This window comes from Aeromonas sp. FDAARGOS 1417 (assembly GCF_019046985.1).
GTDB classification, from domain to species: Bacteria; Pseudomonadota; Gammaproteobacteria; order Enterobacterales; family Aeromonadaceae; genus Aeromonas; species Aeromonas veronii.
In genome coordinates this window covers 1462235-1483055 of record NZ_CP077221.1, presented here as the reverse complement: position 1 = coordinate 1483055, position 20821 = coordinate 1462235, and the positions used below count along the sequence as shown (strand labels likewise).

Sequence of the window (20821 nt, the reverse complement as noted above, 5' to 3'; positions counted from 1 at the left end):
CTCAAGTGAAAACAGGGCCCCGCGGGGCCCTGTTTTTTTGGCAAACATTCCGCTAATTTGCGGAATTTTATTATCAGCGATCACCTTTTTCCCATATCAAACCCGCTAGTCTTGCGCTGATCGGATCACAGACGGCATTGCCGAGGTACGGAAGCTATGACCACTCCAAACGAGGCGCCCAAGAAGCGCCAACTCCCCACAGTTTATACCCTACTTTTCATCATCATCGCGCTGATGGCCGCCCTCACCTGGGTGCTGCCAGCGGGCAAATATGACTATGTCACCGCCAAGACCCAGCAGCCGGTTGCGGCAGCGGCCGTGGCCGATTACAGCGGCGACGAGCGGCTGTTGCCAGTGCCTGGCAGCTACACCGAGTTACCCGCCCACCCGCAAGGGGTATTCGAGGTGCTCAAGGCGCCCATCCAGGGCTTTCACAAGGCGGCCGACGTGGCGCTGTTCGTGCTCATCATCGGTGGTTTTCTCGCGGTGACCATGCAGAGCGGTGCGCTCGATGCCGGGGTGGGGGCCATTGTGCGCGGCTTTGCCGGGCGCGAGCGGCTGCTTATCCCGGTGCTGATCGCCCTGTTTGCCCTCGGTGGCTCCACCTTCGGCATGGCAGAGGAGACGGTGGCCTTCTGGGCGCTGATCGTGCCGGTGATGATGGCGGCGGGCTTTGATCGCATGGTGGCGGCGGGCATTATCCTGCTTGGCTCCGGGGTCGGGGTGCTTGCCTCCACCGTCAACCCGTTTGCCACCGGTATCGCCTCCGGTTTTGCCGGTATCCCCATCGGCGAAGGGATCGGTTTGAGGGTCATCCAGTGGCTGCTGCTGGTGATCTTCGCCTCCTGGTTCGTGATGCGCTACGCCAAGCAGGTGCAGCAGGACAAGTCCCGCTCCGTGCTGGCCGACATCGTCTATGACGACGAGTTCTCCCAGATGAAGAGCGGCAACCTCGCCTTCACCGGCAAGCAGAAACTCACCATGCTGGTCTTCTTCGGCACCTTCCTGCTGATGATCTATGCGGTGGTGCCCTGGTCGGATTTGGGGATCGACGTGCTGCCCACCTTTGGTTGGTGGTTTGACGAGCTCTCGACCCTTTTCTTCAGTGCCTCCATCCTGATTGCGCTGATCAACCGGATGCCGGAGTCCAACTATGTGGCGACTTTCCTGAGCGGCGCTCGGGATCTTATCGGGGTGGCGCTGGTGGTGGCGGTGGCGCGCGGCATCTATGTGGTGATGGAGCAGGGCGTCATCATCGACACCATTTTACACTGGGCCGAAGGGCTGGTGACCGGACTCTCCTCGTCGGTCTTCATCCTGATGGCCTATCTGGTGCACATCATCCTGAGCTTCTTCATCCCCTCCACCTCGGGGCTGGCGACCGTCTCCATGCCGCTGATGGGGCCGCTGGCTGATTTCTCCGGCATCTCGCGGGATCTGGTGATCACCGCCTATCAGTCCGCCTCCGGCTGGATCAATCTGTTTGCCCCCACCGCCGCCCATCTGGTGGCGGGTCTGGCGCTCGCCAAGATCCCCTACGATCGCTTCGTGCGCTGGGTGCTGCCCTTTATCATCGGCGTAGCCATCATCACCATGGCGGTGCTGGTGGCCGGCGCCCTGCTGCACGGCTGATGGCACGGATAAAACCACAGATAACAAAAAGGCTCCCTCGGGAGCCTTTTTCATGAGCTTTGCTTACTGCTTGTAGCCCTTGAGGAAGCGGGCGAGGCGGCCGATGGCATCTTCCAGCTCCTCTTCGCGGGGCAGGAACACCAGCCGGAAGTGATCCGGTGCCGGCCAGTTGAAGCCGGTGCCCTGCACCAGCAGCAGCTTCTCTTGCTGCAGCAGGTCGAACACCATCTTCTGGTCATCGCGGATGTCATACACCTTGGGGTCGAGGCGCGGGAACATGTAGAGCGCCCCCTTGGGTTTGACGCAGGAGACCCCGGGGATCTCGTTCAAGAGCTCCCACGCCTTGTCCCGCTGCTTGCGCAGGCGGCCGCCCGGCAGGATCAGCTCGTTGATGCTCTGGTAGCCGCCAAGCGCAGTCTGGATGGCGTGCTGCATCGGCACGTTGGCACACAGCCGCATGGAGGCCAGCATCTCCAGCCCTTCAATGTAACCGCGGGCACGGCCCTTGGGACCGGTGATGACCATCCAGCCCTGACGGAAGCCGCAGGCACGGTAGGCCTTGGAGAGGCCGTTGAAGGTCACCACCATCACATCGTCACACAGGGTGCAAACGCTGGTGTGGGAGATATCGTCGTAGAGGATCTTGTCGTAGATTTCGTCGGCGAAGATGATGAGGTTGTGCTGGCGGGCGATCTCGATCACTTCCAGCAGGAACTCGCTGCCGTAGACGGCACCGGTCGGATTGTTGGGGTTGATCAGTACCAGACCGCGGGTGCGCGGGGTGATGCGGGCGCGGATATCGTCGAGATCCGGGTACCAGTCAGCCCCTTCGTCGCAGCGATAGTGCACCGCATGGCCACCGGAGAGAGTGACGGCGGCGGTCCAGAGCGGGTAGTCGGGGGAGGGCACCAGCATCTCGTCGCCATTGTTGAGCAGCGCCTGCATGGCCATCACGATCAGCTCGCTGGCGCCATTGCCGATGTAGATGTCGTCGATATCGACCTTGCGCATCCCTTTTTGCTGGTAGTACTGCATCACCGCTTTACGGGCAGAGAAGAGCCCCTTGGAGTCGCAGTAGCCCTGGCTCAGCGGCATGTTGAGGATCACATCCTTGATGATCTCTTCCGGCGCATCAAAGCCGAACGGGGCCGGGTTGCCGATGTTGAGCTTGAGAATGCGGTGGCCTTCGTCTTCGAGACGGCGAGCCTCTTTATGCACCGGGCCGCGGATGTCATAGCAGACATCGTCGAGCTTGTGCGACTTGTCGATTGTGAACATGGTGAGTGTGATTCCTTCCCCACAGGGACGCGTTGGCGAAAAAGGCGATTTTTAGTATCAAATTTCTTTTCCCCTATTCTTCACAGAATTGAATGCTAGAACAATCCTCTTTTTAGAAGAATTCCCTGATTTTTAGCCCTAAAACAGGGTTGCTAGAACGTTAAATTCAGCACGATCTTTGGTGCTAACCAAGGTTAACTAGTGAAACATGGGGAACGAATTAACAAAGCTGCCTGACTGTGTTGCAATATCCGGATCCTGTGGCACGATTGGCTTGTGTAAAACATCGTCTTCGTCCCCCTTTTCGATGAGTTGAATGGTACCCATGGTGTCATCTTTATGTGGTTCGCTCATCGGCGTTCACTTCTGCGAGGTTTTCCCATGCAAGCACCCGTTCCAGGCCGCTATCGTCACTTCAAGGGGGGTTACTATCAAGTGCTTGCCCTGGCTCTGCATACCGAAACCCAGGAGCAGTTGGTAATTTATCAATCCGAGCAGGATGGTCAGGTCTATGCCCGTCCCGTCGCCATGTTTATGGAGTGGATTGAGCATCAGGGGCAGGTTGTCAGCCGTTTTGCCCCTGCAGGAGACTGACCACGCCTCCGTTTATATCGTTCAAGGGATGAGCACTCGAGCTAAATGGTGTCACAAGTTGTCGCATGACGCCCTTGGGCATGAGACGTGCAGCCAGCTTTCTTAATGATAAATCCCTTATCTAATCAACCAATTGTGACGAATGTCACATTCAGTGAGCCCTGCCTGCCGGGTTCGCAATCTGGACTCACACTCCCATAATGCTGTGCTTGTTCAAGCATGGGCCCTTCTCGGGTCTTGTTCGGTGTTATCTCAAATGGGAGAAATAATGTGAAACCTGTTGCTGCTGAGTTTATGGGCACTTTCTGGCTGGTATTGGGCGGGTGCGGCAGTGCCGTGCTGGCTGCAGCCTTCCCTCACGTCGGGATTGGTCTGCTGGGGGTCTCGCTGGCTTTCGGTCTGACCGTGCTGACCATGGCGTTTGCCATCGGCCATATCTCCGGTTGCCACCTCAATCCGGCCGTGACCGTCGGTCTGTGGGCGGGTGGCCGTTTTCCGGCCTCCGGTGTACTGCCTTATATCGTGGCGCAAGTGCTGGGTGGCATTGCCGCCGCGGCCGTGCTTTACGTGATTGCCAGCGGTCAGGCCGGGTTTGATCTCTCTGCCGGTTTTGCTTCCAACGGCTACGGTGAGCACTCTCCGGGTGGTTACAGTCTGACTGCCGCACTCGTATGCGAAATGGTGATGACCGGTTTCTTCCTGTTCGTCATCATGGGCGCCACCGATAGCCGTGCGCCTGCCGGTTTCGCGCCGATCGCCATCGGTCTGTGTCTGACCCTGATCCACCTCGTCAGCATTCCGGTGACCAATACCTCGGTCAACCCGGCTCGCAGTACCGGTGTTGCGCTATTTGTCGGTGACTGGGCTATCAGCCAGCTGTGGCTGTTCTGGGTTGCCCCGATTGTCGGTGCCATTCTGGGTGCGCTGGCTTATCGCCTGGTGGCGACTGAGCAGAAGTAATCATTTGCGAAACAAAGTGTGGTATCGACACGCCTGCGGGCGTGTTTTTTGTTTCTGTAGGGGCAAGAAAAGAGCATTAACCGAGGCTAACCTCAGAGCCCTTTGGCCTGCAGCATCTCTTTGTAGCGCAGGTGGAGGAGCTGGACGCGCTCCACATAGGCACGGGTTTCCGCATAGGGCGGGATACCGCCATGTTTTTGTACGGCGCCCGCACCGGCGTTGTAGGCCGCGGTCGCCAGCGCCACGTTGCCGTCATACTGCTTGAGCAGTCCCGCCAGGTATTTCACCCCGCCGAAGATATTCTGCTCCGCCAGCAAGGCATTGCCGACCCCCAACTCCCGCGCCGTGGCGGGCATCAGCTGGGTCAGCCCCATCGCCCCCTTGCGGGAGACCGCCAGCGGATTAAAAGCGGATTCAGCATGGATCAGCGCCCGGATCAGCGCCGGCTCAACCTGATAGGTTTTGGCGGCCGCCTTGATGGTGCTGGCATAGTCATAGAGAAACAGCCCTGTGGTTTGCCAGTTGACGCTGGATTTGGGATCGCAGGCGAAGCAGTCATTGAACAGCAGCAGCTCGTAATGGCCCTGTTCGGGTGCCATATCGGAGTAGCGAACCACCCCGTTCTGCTGCACCGATTTATAGACCTGGATCTGCTTCTTGCCGTTGGTGGCGACTGCCGCTGTTTGAGCGGTGTCGGGTTGTGAGGCGGGAGTGGCATCTTTGCTCGGACGCAAGGGGGAGGGCGCGGCGGTCAGGAAGATCACCTCCGCGGGAGGGGGAGTCTGGCTCCATCCGCTCAGGGGGATCAACAACATATGGCCTGCCAGCATCCATGCTTTCAACCCTGATACTCCTTCTTGTGATGACCATGTTGAGTAAAGCATCATGACGAGGGCAGAACAAGCGGCCAACAGGGGGCAAATGATCCGATTCGGTGACCGGGATCAAAGTATCCGCCGCAATAAAGGATTGTCATCATAAAGCACGGTTTTGGCCGTCAGGCGGTGGGTCATGGCCTCTTCCACCGGGTAAGCAAGCTGCCCATGACGTCCGCTTTTTTGTTGACGAAAGGCATGCTATCGTGCAGGCGTCATGTGGTCGGATTAGCGCACCGTATCTGGCACTAATAACTGATTATCAAAGGATTTGTCTGTGACAAGCAAGCTGGCGATGGAACTCACTTTCGAAGAGTACTGCGACGCCGACCTCTCCCTTATCAGGGACTATTACGAGACGACGTTTTCCCACTATGTGCCGGATCTGGCCGAGCGGATCTTTGTCGTGCGTGATGCTCACTGGCTGGTGGGGGCGGTTCGGTTGCGGGACGAGGAGGAGTTTTACCATCTGTGCGGCTTTCGCCTGTTGCCCCACTACCAGTCGCTGGGATTGGGGTCACGGCTGCTGCAGCACGCCTGTCACGGTCTGTTGGACAAACCTGTGGTCTGTCAGGCGCTGCCCTTCGAGAAGCCTTTCTATCTCAAGGCCGGGTTTGCCGATATGCCCCTCAATCAATTGAGCGGGTCGCTTTTCTCCCTCTACGAGCGGCAGCAGCAGCAGGGTTATCAGGTGGAGCTGCTGGTACGGGATACCACCCAGCCCCTCCTGAATTGAGCGGTTTAGCGGGGTTTGGTCAGCAGGTGGATCTTGCCCGGTGACAGCTCCAGCCCCAGCAGATTCTCCTTCAGCCAGGCCTGATCCGGATCCTTGTCATTGAGTTTGTAGACCGGTTTGGTCTCGAGCCGCTTCTCCATGCTCTGCAGCAGCATGTTGAGCATCAGCCCGAATTTTTTCTCGGCCGCCTCCGGCTCCAGCTTGTACTCCACCAGCTTCATGTTATCGAGAAACAGCGCGCTCTGGCTCTTGTCATAGCGGGGTCTCGCCTCATAGGTCATCTGCAGGCGGGCGTCATATTCGGTATTGTCTGGCAGGGCGATTTTGAGCTTGCCCTTGCCATAGACCCGGGCGGTATCGGGGCGTTGGCGACCGATTTGGACGTCGCTCTGCTCAAGCGTCACATGGGCCTTGATGATGCCCGGCAGCTCCAGCTGTTTGTCGACTTGCACCTGAGATTGCAGGTACTGGTTTATCTGTTGCTCATTGATGTCATATGAGCCTTGGCCTAGCATGGCCAGGCTGAGCAGCATAGATTGCAGGATCATGCGTGCGACCTGATAGAATGGATTTGCCTTACAGCATACCATCCCGGCCGGTTGGGGTCTGCCCACCGCGCTGTTTGTCGATTAGAAGGAGTCCCCGTTGTTTAACGGTCTGGAACACGATCTTCAACTGCTGTTTTCCCGTTTTCTGGGTTGGCTGCTACTGCTTTTTCATACCGTGATTGTCACCGGTGTGTCGTTTCGGGTGGTGATGAAACGCCGTCCCATCGGGGTGTCGCTGGCCTGGCTGGCGCTGATCTATGCCATTCCGTTTGCCGGGGTGGGCTTCTATGTGCTGTTTGGTGAAATAAAGCTGGGGCGCCGCCGTGCCGAGCGCGCCCAGGCCATGTATCGCCCTTACGCCATCTGGATCCGTCAACTGGTCCGTCTGTTCCCGCAGCACTGCTGCGAAGTGGGCGCCAAGGCACAGCCGCTGCACGATCTGATCCAGGGACGGCTTGCCATGCCGATGCTCTCCGGCAACCGCATGACCTTGCTCAACAAGCCGGACTGGATCTTGCGCGAGATTGCCCAGGATATCCGTCGCTCGACGCTCTCCTGCTATCTGGAATTCTACATCTGGCATCCGGGCGGCGATGCCGACGAGGTGTGCGAGGCGCTGATTGAAGTGGCGCAACGCGGCGTGGATTGTCGCTTGCTGCTCGATTCGGTGGGCAGTAAACAGTTCTTCCGCTCCCACTGGCCCAAAAAGCTGCGCAAGGCGGGGGTCAAGTTGGTGGAGGTGCTGCCGGTCGGCGCCTGGCGCATTCTGTTCCAGCGTCAGGATCTGCGGATGCACCGCAAGCTGGTGGTGATCGATGACAGGGTGGGTTACACCGGCTCCATGAACATGGTGGATCCCCGTTTCTTCAAGCAAGATGCCGGAGTTGGCCAGTGGGTCGACATTATGATCCGGGTGCAGGGGCCCATGGTGCCGCTGATGTGGTCGATCTTTGTCTGGGACTGGGAGATGGAGACCGGCGAGCGGCTGCTCGACAGTTTGCAGCATGAGCCGGAGGCCTGGCCCCAGACCAACTACCGCGCCCAGCTGATCCCGTCCGGTCCCTTCGTCGGCGGCGACTGCATCCAGCAGAGCCTGCTGCTGGCCATCTATCAGGCCCGCAGCCATCTGGTGCTGACGACCCCTTACTTTGTACCCGACGATCCGCTGGCGGCCGCACTCAGTTCGGCAGCAGCGCGCGGGGTGCAGGTGCAGCTGGTGTTGCCGGCACGCAATGACTCCATCATGGCCAATTACGCCTGCAACGCCTTTATGGAGGAGCTGCTGGCGGCCGGGGTGGAGATCTACCGCTACGATGCCGGTCTGCTCCATACCAAGAGCGTGCTGGTGGATGATGACTTCGCGCTGGTGGGGACGGTCAATCTGGATCGGCGCAGCCTCTGGCTCAACTTCGAGGTGACCCTGCTGGTGGACAACCCCTCGTTCGTGGCCCAGATGACCCGGCTGGTACAGGGCTATATGGCGGAAGCCACCCCGATGACCCTGGCCCAATGGCAGGCCCGCCCCTGGTACAAGAAGGCGATGGAGAACATCTTCTATCTCTTCAGCCCCTTGCTGTGATGTTGTGGCGAGCCGCAAGAAAGTGGACTCGCCATCTGATTGGACTTGCCTAGCCCCGAGTCCGCCCCGTACAGTGCAGTGACAACTCCCTGGAGACACATGGATATATGAAAAAGATAGTGGCCCTCGCCGTGGGTGCGGCACTGGTAGGTGGTGGTCTGGCTGCGTGCTGGTACACGGGCAACAGCTTCGACAACATCATGGCGGAGCAGATCGCCAAGGTGGAGAAAGAGAGCGGGCTCGACATGCAGTGGCTGCCGGGCAGCAGCAACCTCTTCACCCGTGACGGGGTCCTGAAGGTCGTGGTGACGCCGGAGGAGCTGGCTGCCATCGACAGCGAGCTGGAGGGCAGTCAGCCCATCGAGTTGCAACTGGTGGTCAAGAGCCAGATCCTGCCGCTCTACATCAAGAGCCACTTCCTGCTCGATACCCATAATGGCACGCTAGCGCCGGTCTTTACCGCACTGGGCATGGAGCAGTGGGAACTCGGTCTGGAGTCGGTCACCAGTCTCTGGACCCAGGGTAACAGCAGCCGTTTCTGGGCCAATGAATTCAAGATCAAACAGGGGCTGGACGAGTTCAGCTTCCTGCCCCTGAGCGGTGAGTTCCACGGCAATCTGGAGGGGAATGGTCACCTCACCATGACCTGGCAGGGGATGACGGTCCATGAAGAGCAGAGCAAGATGGACTTGGTGCTGGCCGATCTGAAAGGGAGTGCCGACATTGCCGAGATCAGCGGTGTGCTCCTCTCGCCCCAGAGCGAGATGACCCTCTCGGCCCTCACGGTGCAACTGCCTGACAGCGTCAAGGTCGCCCTGCAGGGGATGACCACCGAGACTCAGCTGACCGGTGATGATGCCCAGACCCTCTCCAGCAGCTATCAGATGAAAATTGCCAAGCTGGATCTGGAGAACGAGACCGACACCCTGGCGGTGACCGACAGCAAGTTGGCGCTCAACCTCAACGGTCTGGATCTGGAAGGGTATCAGGGGCTGCAGGCCGCCGGTGGCAAGGGAGTTGAAGATGCCGCTATCCAGCAGGCGCTGGACAAGATGCTCAAACGTGGCGCGACCCTTGAACTGGCCGATCTCAGCGCCAAGCTCAACGGTGAGGCGGTGACCATGAAGGGGGACGTGAAGCTGGCCTCTACCTCGCTGGAGCAGCTGTTCAACAGCGACGCGGGGATGCAGGCCCTCTCCGGCGTGCTGCATGCCAGCCTCAGCGACAAGCTGGGCAAGGCGGTGCCGCAACTGGCCCCCATGCTCGATCAGCTGACCCTGATGGGTTATCTGAAGGCCGACAAGCAAGCGCTGACCTCCGAGCTGAAGCTGGAGAAGGGCGCGGTGACGGTAAACGATCTGCCGCTCTGACACTCGGCGCAGAAACAACGACGGCTCCCATGGGAGCCGTTGTTGTTTCTGGCGTTTGCATACGAGCCATGTGGGCGGATTACTTGAAGACCACCGTCTTGTTGCCGTAGACGAACACCCGCTCGTTCAGTACCAGCTCCAGCGCGCGGCTCAGCACCGATTTCTCCACATCCCGACCCGCCTTGGCCATGTCGTCCGCACTGAAGGCGTGACCGACGTGGATCACGTCCTGTTCGACAATTGGGCCTTCATCCAGATCGTCGGTCACGAAGTGGGCGGTGGCGCCGATCAGCTTGACGCCGCGATCAAACGCCTGCCGGTAGGGGCGGGCCCCGATGAAGGCGGGCAGGAAGGAGTGGTGGATGTTGAGGATCTTGCGCGGATAGGCCTCGACGAAGCTCGGGGTCAGCACCCGCATGTACTTGGCCAGGATCACATAGTCAGGCTCATAGCTGTCGATGATGGCGCGTACCTGCTCTTCATGTTCGGTCCGGCTCAGATCCTCGTGACTGACGGTGTGGAACGGGATATCGAACTTGCCGGTGAGCTCGGCCAGGGTGTCGTAGTTGCCGATCACCGCGACGATATCCATATCCAGTGCGCCCGCGTAGTTCTTCATCAGAATATCGCCGAGGCAGTGGGTCTCTTTGGTCACCAGGATGACGATGCGCTTCTTGCCTGCCTTGACCAGACGGCGCTGGGCGCCGGTGGGCAGGGCATCATCGAGGTCGGCCAGCAGGGTCTCGTCGTTGAAGCGCCCCTCCAGCTCGGTACGCATAAAGAAGCGGCCATTCTCGTGATCCACAAACTCATCGTTCTTGATGATGTTGAGCTGGTGCTTGTAGCAGATGTTGGTGATCTTGGCGATGAGCCCTTTGGCATCCGGGCAATCCGTGAGCAGTATTTTCTTTTCCATCTCTGTCATTTTCCGTTTGTGGTGTTGGCGCTGCTGTCTGCGCCGGCAGCGTTGTTCAGGCTCTCTTTTCGGGCCCTGTTTTTTTGTTTCGGGAACTATGCCATAAACCGATCGGCGCCATAAAGAAATTCGCCAGTCATGGCCTCTCGTGCTGGCGGGCGGGCTGCAGAGCGGGATCCCGGGCGCAATGTTGAAACGCTTTTCAGCCTGCGGGGGATTTTGGCTGGTATCTGCAACCGTTTTTCTTTAGGCTGTCTGCGCTTATTCTCAGGGCGGGGTGCAATTCCCCACCGGCGGTATCCCGATTGACTCGGGGAGCCCGCGAGCGCCCGACCCGGCTGATTGCCAGGTCGGGGTCAGCAGATCCGGTGAGATGCCGGAGCCGACGGTCATAGTCCGGATGAAAGAGGATAAGACAGACCTTGCCGTGTTGGCCCTTGTGGGCTGGCCGCTGCATGCCCGTCTCTGTCTGCCTTTCCATGCCCTGATTCTGGTCCTTGTCTTGTTTAGGAGTTTTACCATGAATCAGTCTCTACTCAGTGAATTCGGTGATCCCGTTGCCCGTGTCGAAGCGGCGCTGTCTGCCTTGCGTGCCGGAGGTGGCGTACTGGTGGCCGACGATGAAGATCGGGAGAACGAGGGCGACCTCATTTTCGCCGCCGAATCCATGACCAATGAACAGATGGCGCTGATGATCCGCGAGTGCTCCGGCATCGTCTGCCTCTGCCTGCCCGACGAGCGGGTTCGCCAGCTCGAATTGCCGATGATGGTGGAGGCCAACTCCAGCCACTACCAGACCGCCTTTACCGTGACCATCGAAGCGGCGCAGGGGGTCACGACCGGTGTCTCGGCGGCTGATCGCATCACCACCATCCGTGCAGCCATCGCAGACGGCGCCAAACCGGGCGATCTGCACCGCCCGGGTCATGTTTTCCCGCTGCGGGCGCGAACCGGTGGGGTGCTTACCCGCCGGGGTCATACCGAAGCGACGGTCGATCTGATGCAGCTGGCTGGTCTCAAACCGTTTGGTGTGTTGTGTGAATTGACCAAAGAAGATGGCTCGATGGCGCGTCTGCCAGACCTGGTTGCGTTCGGTCGCAAGCACCAGATGCCGGTGCTGACCATCGAGGATCTGGTGCAATATCGTCAATTGTTGTCAGAACGTACAGCCTGAGCCTCATACGAAATTGTAATAAGGCAAAAATTTGGTTAACCTTTGTCCGTGCCCCCACCACACGGCACTCATTTTTTAGACGAATCTGGACAAAAACTGTTCATTCAAAAAAAAATGAGGGTTTTAATGCATTTATCTGTGGTGGGGACTATGCAAAGTAGGATTTTTTTGTGCCATAATCACGCCGCTTGCTAAACGTCTGGCGAGTTCAAGGGAGCTTTAAAAATGAAAAAATTGTTGTTGGTAGGTGTTGTTGGTCTGTCCGCTCTGCTGGGCGGTTGTGCAAACACCAGCGAACTGGAAACTTCCGTTCAGAATCTGTCTAACAAAGTTGACCAACTGGCTCAAGATGTTAGCGCAGTTCGTGCTGATCAGTCCAAAATCGCTGCTGATGTTGCCGAAGCCAAGCAAGAAGCTATGCGTGCTAACCAGCGCATCGACAACATGGCTACTTCCTACAAGAAGTAATCCATGCGAAAAAAATGGCGCAGTTTTGCGCCATTTTTTTTTGCCTGAAATTCACCGTTTCTCCACTATTCCCACAGCACCTTCTTCGTATTATTTGACCCATGAGGTCATGCCGGTCTCCCGACACTCCCCCATCATTACCAGCCAGTTCGATTCCGCTCAGTAGAGCAGACTATAGAGTTTTCGACGATAGCTCTGCGCCGCCGGTGTGCTGCCCATGGTCGCCAGAATATCGAGATAGGTCTTTCTGGCATCGCCGAATGCCAAATCCCGCTTGAGGATCTCCAGCAGCAGTCCCAACGCCTCTTCCTGACGACCAGCCTGGTTGTATTGCACCGCCAGCTCCTGAGCCAGGGAAAAATCATCAGGCTGTTCTGCATGGCGGGCTTCCAGCGCGCGCAGCTCCGGGCTGTCTGCCGCTTGCAGGGCCAGCGCCAGTCGTGAACTCAGGGTATGGAAGTGACTATCCTGTGCCGCCATCGGGATGGTGCCGAGGCGCTCCTGCGCTTCCTCCAGCAGGTTGAGGTCGAGCGCGGCCTGGATCAGCCACAGGCTGATGTCGTGACGTTCAGGAGCTAGCAGGTGTGCCTTGGTCAGATGGGCATAGGCGATGCTGGGCTGCTCGTCAGCCAGCGCCTGTTGTCCCTTGGCCAGCAACTCTTCCTCTTCTTTGGGGGCGAAGGCGGCGAAATACTGGCGCAGGGTGGCTTCATCCTGCGGCCCTTCGATGATCCCCTGTTCGTCAGGGCGACCCTGATGGAACAGCACCAGCGCCGGCAGGGCGCGCAGGCCGAGCTGGCTGGCCAGCGGCTGCAACTGGGGATCGTTCATATCCACCTTGGCCAGGGTGACCTGCTCATTGGCGGGCCCAACCAGTGATTCGATCAGCGGTGTCATCCCCTGACACTCCGGCATCTGCGGAGCATGGAAATAGATGACGACCGGCTTCTTCATGGACGCATCGATAAGTTCAGCGTGAAAATTCTGGGGAGTAATGTCGACGATCATGAGTTGGACTCTTCAGAAAGGGTGTTGAGTAACATGGGGTTAAGCGAGTGGCAATTCAAGCGCTCATCCAGCCGGTAAAAGGTCACAGGGGCTGCCGCCGCCGCGAGACTGAGCCAGCCGCTGGCAAAGGGCCAATCCTGTACCTGATAAGGGGTGTCATCGAGCCGGTTGTCGAGTCGCCATTCTTCCTCCGGGAGAAACCGCACCTTCTCCAGTCCAGCCGCTATGCCGCCACCGTGGGCTTTCAGTACCGCCTCCTTGCGCGACCAGAGCCGGTAGAAGGCCCCCTCCTGCTCTTGAGGAGGCAGTGCGCAGAGCCACTCATATTCACTCTGTGCATAAAACCGGCGGGCCAGGGGGAGGGGATGATGCCGCCGTTTGCCCAGTTCGATATCCACCCCAAGCGGCCCCTGCGGGCAGAGCGCCAACACCAGCCAGCTGCCACTGTGGCTCAGATTGAACTGCCAAGCATCATCATGCAGTCGCGGCTTGCCGTGGGGGCCGTTGCAAAATTGCAGACTGGCGGCGGGTTGTTGCAGCCGCTCGGCCAATAGCTGGCGCAGCAGGGCGCGGCTCACCAGATATTCCTGACGCCGTTCAGGATGGGTCATGGCTTGCCAGATATGTTGCTCATCGGTTGACAGCCATTCAGGCAATTGAGCAAGCAGTTCCTGGCATACCCTGGCCGGTTTTAACAAAAAAAGATCGGTTTCGATCATGATTTTTCACTTTAAAAAGGTGCTGAAGCAGGGATAAAAGCCAGTTATCTATGAGGCCCAAGGCTCTTTTTGCGATTGTATATTGTTTGGGCATGATCACATTAATTATGAAAAATCGTGCATTTCCTTGCAAAAATGTGAGCTTGATAGGGATTTTCACTTGCCTCGATAGAATTCTTGGATATAGTCGGGTGCTGTTGCCTTATAAATTGCCCTTTGGGGCCGTATTTTAACAAGATTTACTATTTAGCGGGGATAAAGGATTGCGCCACCTGATGCTACTGCTGGTCGCGCTCGGAATGGTGGGTTGTGCCTCGGCCCCCCAACCCGAGGTCGCGAGCAAGATCGAAGTTTCCATGGTTGAACCTGTCATCGAACCAGAAGCTTCCCAGACACCCGATGTGAATGAAATCCTGACTGTATATAAAGAGTGGCGTGGTGTTCCGTACCGTATGGGTGGCAGCAGCCAGCGCGGTATCGACTGTTCCGCCTTTGCCCGTGAAGTGTTCCGCAATGCCGTCGGTATCGAATTACCCCGCGATACCCGCTCCCAAGTCCATGAAGGGACGCGCGTTTCCAAGCAGGATCTGGTCGAGGGTGACCTGGTCTTCTTCAAAATCAATCGTCGTCTCAACCACGTTGGTATCTATGTCGGCAATGGTGAATTCATCCACGCCTCGACTCGCGCCGGTGTGACACGCTCCAAGCTGGATAGCCAATATTGGCGCAACAAGTTCTGGCAAGCTCGCCGGATCGATATCTGAGTCAGGCTGGACAAACGGCTCGCAGTACGGACTGTTTTTCCAACCTCACTTGAACCGGGCTCGATAGCCCGGTTTTTTATTGCCGTCGTTTAGACTTTCCCGAGTCAAATCACTATAGTGTGGGCCCGTTTTCTTCGGCAGGCTCAGCATGAAACCCCGCATCCCATCAGCCGGTGGCCCCAAGTCGGGCGACCGTAAATCCGGACTTCACTCCCGTAATCGCCATCAGGCGGGTTACGACTTTGAGGCGCTTTGCCTGCGAACTCCCGAGTTGGCCGCTCATGTCTTTATCAATGACTACGGCACCCGCACCATCGATTTTGCCGATCCCTATGCAGTGAAGACTCTCAATCGCGCCCTGCTGGCCCATCACTACGGGATTGCCCACTGGGACTTGCCTGCCGGTTACCTCTGCCCACCCATCCCGGGACGGGTGGACTACCTGCACTGGGCGGCCGACCTGCTGGCCGAGAGCGCAGGCGAGCTCCCTACCGGCAAGGGGGTGAGGGTGCTGGATATCGGGGTGGGGGCAAACTGCATCTATCCGCTGCTGGGTGCCCGCGAATATGGCTGGCGTTTTGTGGGATCGGATATCGATCCGGTCTCGGTCAAGGCGGCCACCCTGCTGGCCAGGAGCAACGGACTCGGCAACCAGATTGATTGCCGTTTGCAGGGCAACCCCAACCATGTGTTTCGCGGCATCATCGGGCCGAAGGAGCGCTTCACCCTGACGCTGTGCAATCCGCCGTTCCATGCATCGCTGGAAGAGGCGAGCAAGGGAACGGAGCGCAAGCTGCGCAATCTGGGCAAGGAGGTGACAGGCGCCCCTGTGCTCAACTTCGGCGGCCAAAAGGCCGAGCTCTGGTGCGAAGGGGGCGAGGCGGCGTTTCTGGCCAACATGATTGCCCAGAGCAAGGAGTTTGCCACTCAGTGCCTCTGGTTCAGCTCGCTGGTGTCGAAAAAAGAGAACCTGCCGGGGGCGAAAAAGGCGTTGAGCCGGGTGGGTGCGCGTCAAGTACGGGTGATCGACATGGCGCAGGGCAACAAGGTGAGCCGGATCCTCGCCTGGTCCTTCCTGGATGAAGAGGGATTGCGTCGCGGCTGGTCGAGCGCGCGCTGAGTCCCAACCACAAGGCCCGACGAGGGCCTTTTTTCATAACGACCCCGATGAATTTCCCCTGCTGGCGGCATCTTTGGCAATCGATTTCCTCATTGGCAGATCGTGCTGGTTTACATGGTCTAAGTAGTTACTTCCGCCTTGGTACAGGTGTACGCCGAGATTTTTTTGCACTTACAGCTGAAACTTTAATAAAATAGGACTGGTTAGACCTCTTTACAGGCATAGAATCAAATAGGGATCGGTAGATGAAAGTTGTCGATTTTCTGAAGCGCAAGCGCGAAATTCTGGCGCAGCACCCCTTTGAGCTCAAGGATTGGCTCTCTCCGGCGATCCGCGACTACTGGCGTGAGTTTCAGCAAAAGGCACATCTTCATCCTTTGCTGGGGCGTGTGCTGGACTTGCAAGCCGAGTCCCAGAGCGAGCAGCAACAGGATGCAGCAACCGTGGCACAAGTAGCCAACGGTCAGCCTGCCGTGGCTCAGGAACCCGCAGTTGAGCTGGGGGCCGAGGCGGCCGAGCTCTATGCCGCCCTGCAGGCCCGCATCGGTGAAGAGACCCACGTCGGCGAGTGGCTGCACGTCAGCCAGCAGATGATCGATCAGTTTGCTGCAGTGACCGGGGATCACCAGTGGATCCACACCGATCCGGAGCGTGCGGCCGCCGAGTCGCCTTTCAAGACCACCATCGCCCACGGATTCCTGACCCTGGCGCTGCTGCCGCAGTTGACCGGCTCGGTCGATGAGGCCACCCCCGAGTTCCCGACCGCCCGCATGGTGGTGAACTTCGGGCTGGATCAGGTACGTTTCCCGTACCCCATCAAGGTGGACAGCAACATCCGCGCCCGCACCAAGCTGGCCCGGGTCACCCCCATCAAGGGTGGGCTGGAGCTGCTCAAAGAGATCAAGGTGGAGATCGAAGGGATCCGCCGCCCGGGTTGCGTCATCGAGTCGGTGACCCGCATCTACTTCTGAGCCCCCTCATCGGCATGAATGGTGAAACGGGCCCGCTGTCGTGTGCAACGAACAGCGGGCCCGTTTTTTGCCTGTTTGTTGCAAGGGTTGAGGCGTCAGCCATAGCGCGCCGACCCCAGCTTGATATGACTCACAAAACGGTGCGCCGTGCAGTTAGCCAGCTCTCATTTTGGCGAGTTGGCCGCGTGAGGCGATAGCATGTTATGCCACTATTGGCTTCTTACTCCCGATCCTGGAGACAATAGTGCCCATCAATAATAAGATTATTCTGCCACTGCTGCTGAGCCTCGCCATCCTGCTGATCCCGACCCACTGGATCCCGCTGGAGGGGATCACCGTCATCGAGCAGCGGGTCGTGGCTATTTTCGTGCTGGCCGCCCTCTGCTGGATCCTGGAGCCCATCCCTATCTTCGCCACCTCGGTGCTGATCATCGTGCTGGAGCTGCTGCTGCTCTCCGACAAGGGGCTCTGGTTCATGACTGCCGACAAGGCCGAACCGGGGTTTGGTGAGTTGCTCAAGTCGACTGAAGTGATGGCGACCTTTGCCTCGCCGGTCATCATGCTGTTTCTTGGTGGTTTTTTCCTCGCTATTGCGGCGACCAAATACCATCTGGACGTCAATCTGGCGCGGGTGTTGCTGCGCCCGTTTGGTCAGGATCCCCGGATCGTCATGCTGGGGCTGATGTTGATCACCGCCACCTTCTCCATGTTCATGAGCAATACCGCCACCACCGCCATGATGCTGGCCATCCTTACCCCAGTGCTGGCGGCGTTCCCCGACAAGGACCCGGCCAAAATCGGCTTTGTGCTGGCCATTCCGCTGGCGGCCAACCTCGGCGGGATCGGCACTCCCATCGGCACTCCGCCCAACGCGGTGGCCCTCAAATACCTGACCGGCGAGCATGCCATCTCGTTCGGTCAGTGGATGGGATTTGCGGTGCCCTTTGTGGTATTGCTGTTGCTGCTAGGTTGGTTTCTGCTGGGGCGCTTCTTCCCGAGCACCCTCAAGCGGATGGATCTCAAGATTGAGGGGCGCTTTATGCAGACCCCTCGCGCCTGGGTGGTCTACCTCACTTTTATCACCACCATAGTGCTCTGGCTACTGGGGGATCTGCACGGCATGAGCTCCTACGTGGTCGCCATGATCCCGGTGGCGGTGTTCCTGACCACCGGCATCATCACCAAGGACGATCTGCACAAGATCTCCCTCGACGTGCTCTGGCTGGTCTCGGGCGGTATCGCGTTGGGGTTGGCGCTGGAGGACTCAGGTCTGGCCGAGCGGCTCATCACCCATATTCCGTTCCACGAGTACTCTACGCTGGCGGTGCTGGTCGGCGCCTGCCTGCTGGCGGTGGTGATGGCCAACTTCATGTCCAACACCGCGACCGCCAACCTGCTGCTGCCACTGGTGGCAGCACTGGCGGTCAGCATGCCGGAGCTGGCCGAGTGGGGTGGCAGTCACACCCTGATCCTGGCGGTTACCATCTCGGTTTCGCTCGGGATGTCGTTGCCCATCAGTACTCCCCCCAATGCGCTGGCCCACGCCACCGGTCTGGTTGAGAGCCACCAGATGGTGCGTATCGGCGTCATCATGGGATTGGTCGGTACCCTGTTGGCGATGGTATGGATCTACCAGATTGCCGCTTGGGGACTGATCTGAGCGTACGGCCGGTTTCTCATCTGTTGCCTGCTCCATCATCGGAGAAGTGCCATGGCAGGTGATGACCAAAACAGAAAGAGGAGCCAACTTGGCTCCTCTTTCTGTTTGCAGTTGACTCAGAAACTGGCGCCCAGATTGAGCAGGTGCCTGAATTCGGTCTCTTTGTACTTTTGCTCGAGACCGACGAAATGGACTTCGCCATCTTCCCACTCCATCTCGCTCGACCAGGAGAGGCGCAGGTGGTCGTTGAAGTAGTAGCGCAAGCCCACGCTGCCGGTCACATCTCGATTCAGAGTGATATAGGGTGAGGGTTGATCCAGATAGAGCAGATAGCGCCCCTGACTGAACAGCTCCAGTTTTTCCCGCCATATCGGGATGGGTTGGCGATAATCCCAGTTCATGCTGGCAAAGGGGTAGTCGATGATCCGGTTGCCTTTGAAGAGCAACCCAATCCCGCTCTCTTCTCTGAAGTAGGCCTTGCGCAGACCCCCTTGCGCCACGAACTCCAGCCGACGGCGCTTCTCGTTCCAGAAGCGGTAACCCGGCCCGGTACCATAGTCGAGGCTGAGGTAGTTGCTTTCCAGCATGTCATATTCGGCATTGAGCGAGCTGCGCACAAACCACTGCTGATCGAAAAAGTAGTCAATGGTCGGGTTCAGTTTGTAGTCGTGGTTATCGGTGACGCTGTCAGACGTTTCGTAGGAGTACTCTCCGGAGAAGCTGTAGCGCCAGTCCAGATTGGCCAACTCGGTCTTGCCCTTGAAGTTGACGTTGTTGGTGTGCTTGTCCTTGTGTTTGAGCTTGATGTTGAGATCGCCACTACCGGTCCAGAGCCAGGCCTTGCGTTCATCCTGCTCATCCTTGAACAGGGTGAATCCACCTTTGGCGGTCGCCTTGGGTTTATCCTGATGCTCTAGTCGCCAGCGCTTGATGGCATCCCGCTTGACGGTAACGGCACCGGTATAGGGCAAAGAGATGCGTACCGACTCATCGCCTATCTCTTCGATGGTACCGGTCAGACGATCGCCATTGTTCATCCAGAGGATGTCTTTTGCCCACAGGGGATGGCAGATCACCATGAGTATGAGAGGCAGGTATTTCATGAGGTAAGGTGACTCCGGTGCGACTCGGGCGCTGGTGACTTAGCCACTGACAAGTTGGCTGCTGATGGGGCGGGGCAGGCCGTTTTTGCTCTCCAGCGCCGCCGTCACCTCATCCTGCATCACGTCAGGTGCGCTGATAAAGCTCTCTATGGCCGGTGATAACATCAGCGGGGCGCCATTTTCAAGCTCCTCTTCGGTGCGAGAGAGCGGGGAGTGTACCTCCAGCCAGCGCCGACCATCCGGTTCGATGGCTACCTTGACCGGTTGATTGATGACCCGCACCGGTGTGCCGATCGGCACAATCTTGAACAGGGCCTCGATATCGTCAGGTCGCAGCCGGATGCAGCCTGCACTTACCCGCAGGCCAACGCCAAAATCCTTGTTGGTGCCGTGGATCAGGTAGTCGCGCTTGCCATAGCCAAGGCGCATGGCGAACTTGCCAAGGGGATTCTCCGGGCCGGGGGGCACCACGGCGGGCAGGGTGATCCCTTTTTGCTCCAGCCAGGATTTGCGCACCATGGGGCCGGGCACCCAGGTCGGGTTGGGATTCTTCTCGATGACGGTGGTGGTCATCTCCGGAGTCTCGCGGCCGATATCGCCAATTCCGATGGGCAGCACGATGACCTCGCTCTTCCCTTTGGGGAAGTAGTAGAGACGCAGTTCGGGCAGATTGATGACGATCCCCTCGCGCGGCACATCAGGCAGCAGCATTTGGGTGGGCAGCGTCAAGCGGGTTCCCGGCTTGGGTAAATAGGGGTCTACACCCGGATTTGCTTCAAGCAGCGCCAAAAATCCAATTTGCGTATTTTTTCCAACCAGTTCCAGATGTTCATTCTGCTGGATGATGTAATCCTCCAGCTCACCGATAAGGCGACTCCCGGCAGCTGGCAACGGGTAGCGTTTGGCCTCTGCCGGCGCGGCGCAGAGCAGGATGGCTGCCAGCAGCATGGAAAGGGCGGGCGTTAAGGGTAGGGGCTTGAGTTTCGGCAATCGCATAAGAAGATCCATCAGTTCAATCGGGGCGGGACATCATCAACATAGCCGCTAGGATGGCGCGATTGTTCCTCAATCAGCCCATGATTACCAGCTTGCCGCGCACCCACAATGATGTAGGGATACATAGGAAACCGGCCAAAATCGGCATCACCCATAAATTTGAGCGCTAAGTAGGAAAAAGAGACGCCTGATGGCAATGGGGGAATATTACGATATGGATAATGGCCGGGTGTGCGAGCGGGTTAATGTCGGGTGGATGCAGGGTGGCCTGGCAACGCGAACAGCACGCGCCGCATTGTGAGCCTGCTCCCAGATAGCTGATTCAGCCATTTGATATCTAAGAAATTTTT

Annotated in this window: 20 protein-coding genes and 1 riboswitch; of the genes, 12 read left to right on the top strand and 8 right to left on the bottom strand. The window is 58.2% G+C overall.

The features are described 5' to 3' along the window. Positions 1-156: 156 nt before the first annotated feature. Positions 157-1632: a YfcC family protein gene (locus I6L47_RS06470; RefSeq protein WP_216948931.1), complete on the top strand. Its 1476-nt coding sequence runs from the start codon at positions 157-159 to the stop codon at positions 1630-1632. Between the two features lie 63 nt (positions 1633-1695). On the opposite strand, the gene I6L47_RS06465 is transcribed toward I6L47_RS06470, so the two are convergent. Beyond that, positions 1696-2910, bottom strand: a complete 1215-nt coding sequence (locus tag I6L47_RS06465; protein ID WP_005334367.1) for a pyridoxal phosphate-dependent aminotransferase — start codon at positions 2908-2910, stop codon at positions 1696-1698. 381 nt (positions 2911-3291) lie between these two features. On the opposite strand from I6L47_RS06465, the gene I6L47_RS06460 reads away from it, so the two are divergent. Together I6L47_RS06460 and aqpZ are read left to right on the top strand one after the other, a co-directional pair. Then, positions 3292-3504, top strand: a complete 213-nt coding sequence (locus I6L47_RS06460) for a DUF1653 domain-containing protein (RefSeq protein ID WP_005334366.1) — start codon at positions 3292-3294, stop codon at positions 3502-3504. A 270-nt stretch (positions 3505-3774) separates the two neighbouring features. Continuing rightward, positions 3775-4464, top strand: coding sequence for an aquaporin Z (gene aqpZ, locus I6L47_RS06455; RefSeq protein WP_005334357.1), 690 nt, complete (start codon positions 3775-3777; stop codon positions 4462-4464). A gap of 92 nt (positions 4465-4556) precedes the next feature. On the opposite strand, the gene I6L47_RS06450 is transcribed toward aqpZ, so the two are convergent. After that, positions 4557-5294: a lytic transglycosylase domain-containing protein gene (locus tag I6L47_RS06450; RefSeq protein WP_058055841.1), complete on the bottom strand. Its 738-nt coding sequence runs from the start codon at positions 5292-5294 to the stop codon at positions 4557-4559. Positions 5295-5634: 340 nt separating this feature from the next. Between I6L47_RS06450 and I6L47_RS06445 the strand changes: the two genes are divergently transcribed. Then, positions 5635-6075, top strand: a complete 441-nt coding sequence (locus tag I6L47_RS06445; protein WP_041980377.1) for a GNAT family N-acetyltransferase — start codon at positions 5635-5637, stop codon at positions 6073-6075. Positions 6076-6080: 5 nt separating this feature from the next. On the opposite strand, the gene I6L47_RS06440 is transcribed toward I6L47_RS06445, so the two are convergent. Next, positions 6081-6623: a DUF1439 domain-containing protein gene (locus I6L47_RS06440; protein WP_005353308.1), complete on the bottom strand. Its 543-nt coding sequence runs from the start codon at positions 6621-6623 to the stop codon at positions 6081-6083. A gap of 97 nt (positions 6624-6720) precedes the next feature. Between I6L47_RS06440 and cls the strand changes: the two genes are divergently transcribed. Beyond that, on the top strand, positions 6721-8202 hold the full coding sequence (gene cls, locus I6L47_RS06435) for a cardiolipin synthase (RefSeq protein WP_216948930.1): 1482 nt from the start codon (positions 6721-6723) through the stop codon (positions 8200-8202). 107 nt (positions 8203-8309) lie between these two features. Next, on the top strand, positions 8310-9572 hold the full coding sequence (locus tag I6L47_RS06430) for a DUF945 family protein (protein ID WP_120415757.1): 1263 nt from the start codon (positions 8310-8312) through the stop codon (positions 9570-9572). 79 nt (positions 9573-9651) lie between these two features. Here I6L47_RS06430 and purU read toward each other — a convergent pair whose 3' ends face one another. Beyond that, on the bottom strand, positions 9652-10488 hold the full coding sequence (purU, locus tag I6L47_RS06425; RefSeq protein WP_005361738.1) for a formyltetrahydrofolate deformylase: 837 nt from the start codon (positions 10486-10488) through the stop codon (positions 9652-9654). Positions 10489-10747: 259 nt separating this feature from the next. Continuing rightward, positions 10748-10904: riboswitch (FMN riboswitch) on the top strand. A gap of 104 nt (positions 10905-11008) precedes the next feature. On the opposite strand from purU, the gene ribB reads away from it, so the two are divergent. Further along, complete coding sequence (gene ribB / locus I6L47_RS06420) at positions 11009-11662, top strand: 3,4-dihydroxy-2-butanone-4-phosphate synthase (protein ID WP_005334344.1); 654 nt, start codon at positions 11009-11011, stop codon at positions 11660-11662. Positions 11663-11887: 225 nt separating this feature from the next. Next, on the top strand, positions 11888-12130 hold the full coding sequence (locus I6L47_RS06415) for an Lpp/OprI family alanine-zipper lipoprotein (protein ID WP_005334342.1): 243 nt from the start codon (positions 11888-11890) through the stop codon (positions 12128-12130). Between the two features lie 159 nt (positions 12131-12289). On the opposite strand, the gene I6L47_RS06410 is transcribed toward I6L47_RS06415, so the two are convergent. Continuing rightward, positions 12290-13138: a tetratricopeptide repeat protein gene (locus I6L47_RS06410; protein WP_216948929.1), complete on the bottom strand. Its 849-nt coding sequence runs from the start codon at positions 13136-13138 to the stop codon at positions 12290-12292. Next, positions 13135-13857 carry a 4'-phosphopantetheinyl transferase superfamily protein gene (locus tag I6L47_RS06405; RefSeq protein WP_216948928.1) on the bottom strand — a complete coding sequence of 241 codons (723 nt, stop codon included), beginning with the start codon at positions 13855-13857 and terminating at the stop codon, positions 13135-13137. Before I6L47_RS06405 ends, I6L47_RS06410 begins: the two co-directional genes overlap by 4 nt. A gap of 275 nt (positions 13858-14132) precedes the next feature. Between I6L47_RS06405 and I6L47_RS06400 the strand changes: the two genes are divergently transcribed. The 4 genes from I6L47_RS06400 to I6L47_RS06385 all read left to right on the top strand — a co-directional run bounded on the left by I6L47_RS06400 (position 14133) and on the right by I6L47_RS06385 (position 18372). Then, complete coding sequence (locus tag I6L47_RS06400; protein ID WP_005334331.1) at positions 14133-14621, top strand: C40 family peptidase; 489 nt, start codon at positions 14133-14135, stop codon at positions 14619-14621. 148 nt (positions 14622-14769) lie between these two features. Beyond that, on the top strand, positions 14770-15741 hold the full coding sequence (gene rlmF / locus I6L47_RS06395) for a 23S rRNA (adenine(1618)-N(6))-methyltransferase RlmF (protein WP_216948927.1): 972 nt from the start codon (positions 14770-14772) through the stop codon (positions 15739-15741). Between the two features lie 245 nt (positions 15742-15986). Then, on the top strand, positions 15987-16712 hold the full coding sequence (locus tag I6L47_RS06390; RefSeq protein WP_019445964.1) for a MaoC family dehydratase: 726 nt from the start codon (positions 15987-15989) through the stop codon (positions 16710-16712). 244 nt (positions 16713-16956) lie between these two features. Continuing rightward, positions 16957-18372 (top strand): DASS family sodium-coupled anion symporter, encoded by a 1416-nt coding sequence (locus tag I6L47_RS06385; RefSeq protein WP_076495096.1) that lies wholly within the window; start codon positions 16957-16959, stop codon positions 18370-18372. 116 nt (positions 18373-18488) lie between these two features. Here I6L47_RS06385 and I6L47_RS06380 read toward each other — a convergent pair whose 3' ends face one another. Beyond that, entirely contained in the window at positions 18489-19475 is a 987-nt protein-coding gene (locus I6L47_RS06380; RefSeq protein ID WP_058055848.1) for a DUF481 domain-containing protein, read from the bottom strand. A 39-nt stretch (positions 19476-19514) separates the two neighbouring features. Next, positions 19515-20423, bottom strand: coding sequence for a L,D-transpeptidase family protein (locus I6L47_RS06375; RefSeq protein ID WP_216949325.1), 909 nt, complete (start codon positions 20421-20423; stop codon positions 19515-19517). Between the last annotated feature and the right edge of the window lie 398 nt (positions 20424-20821).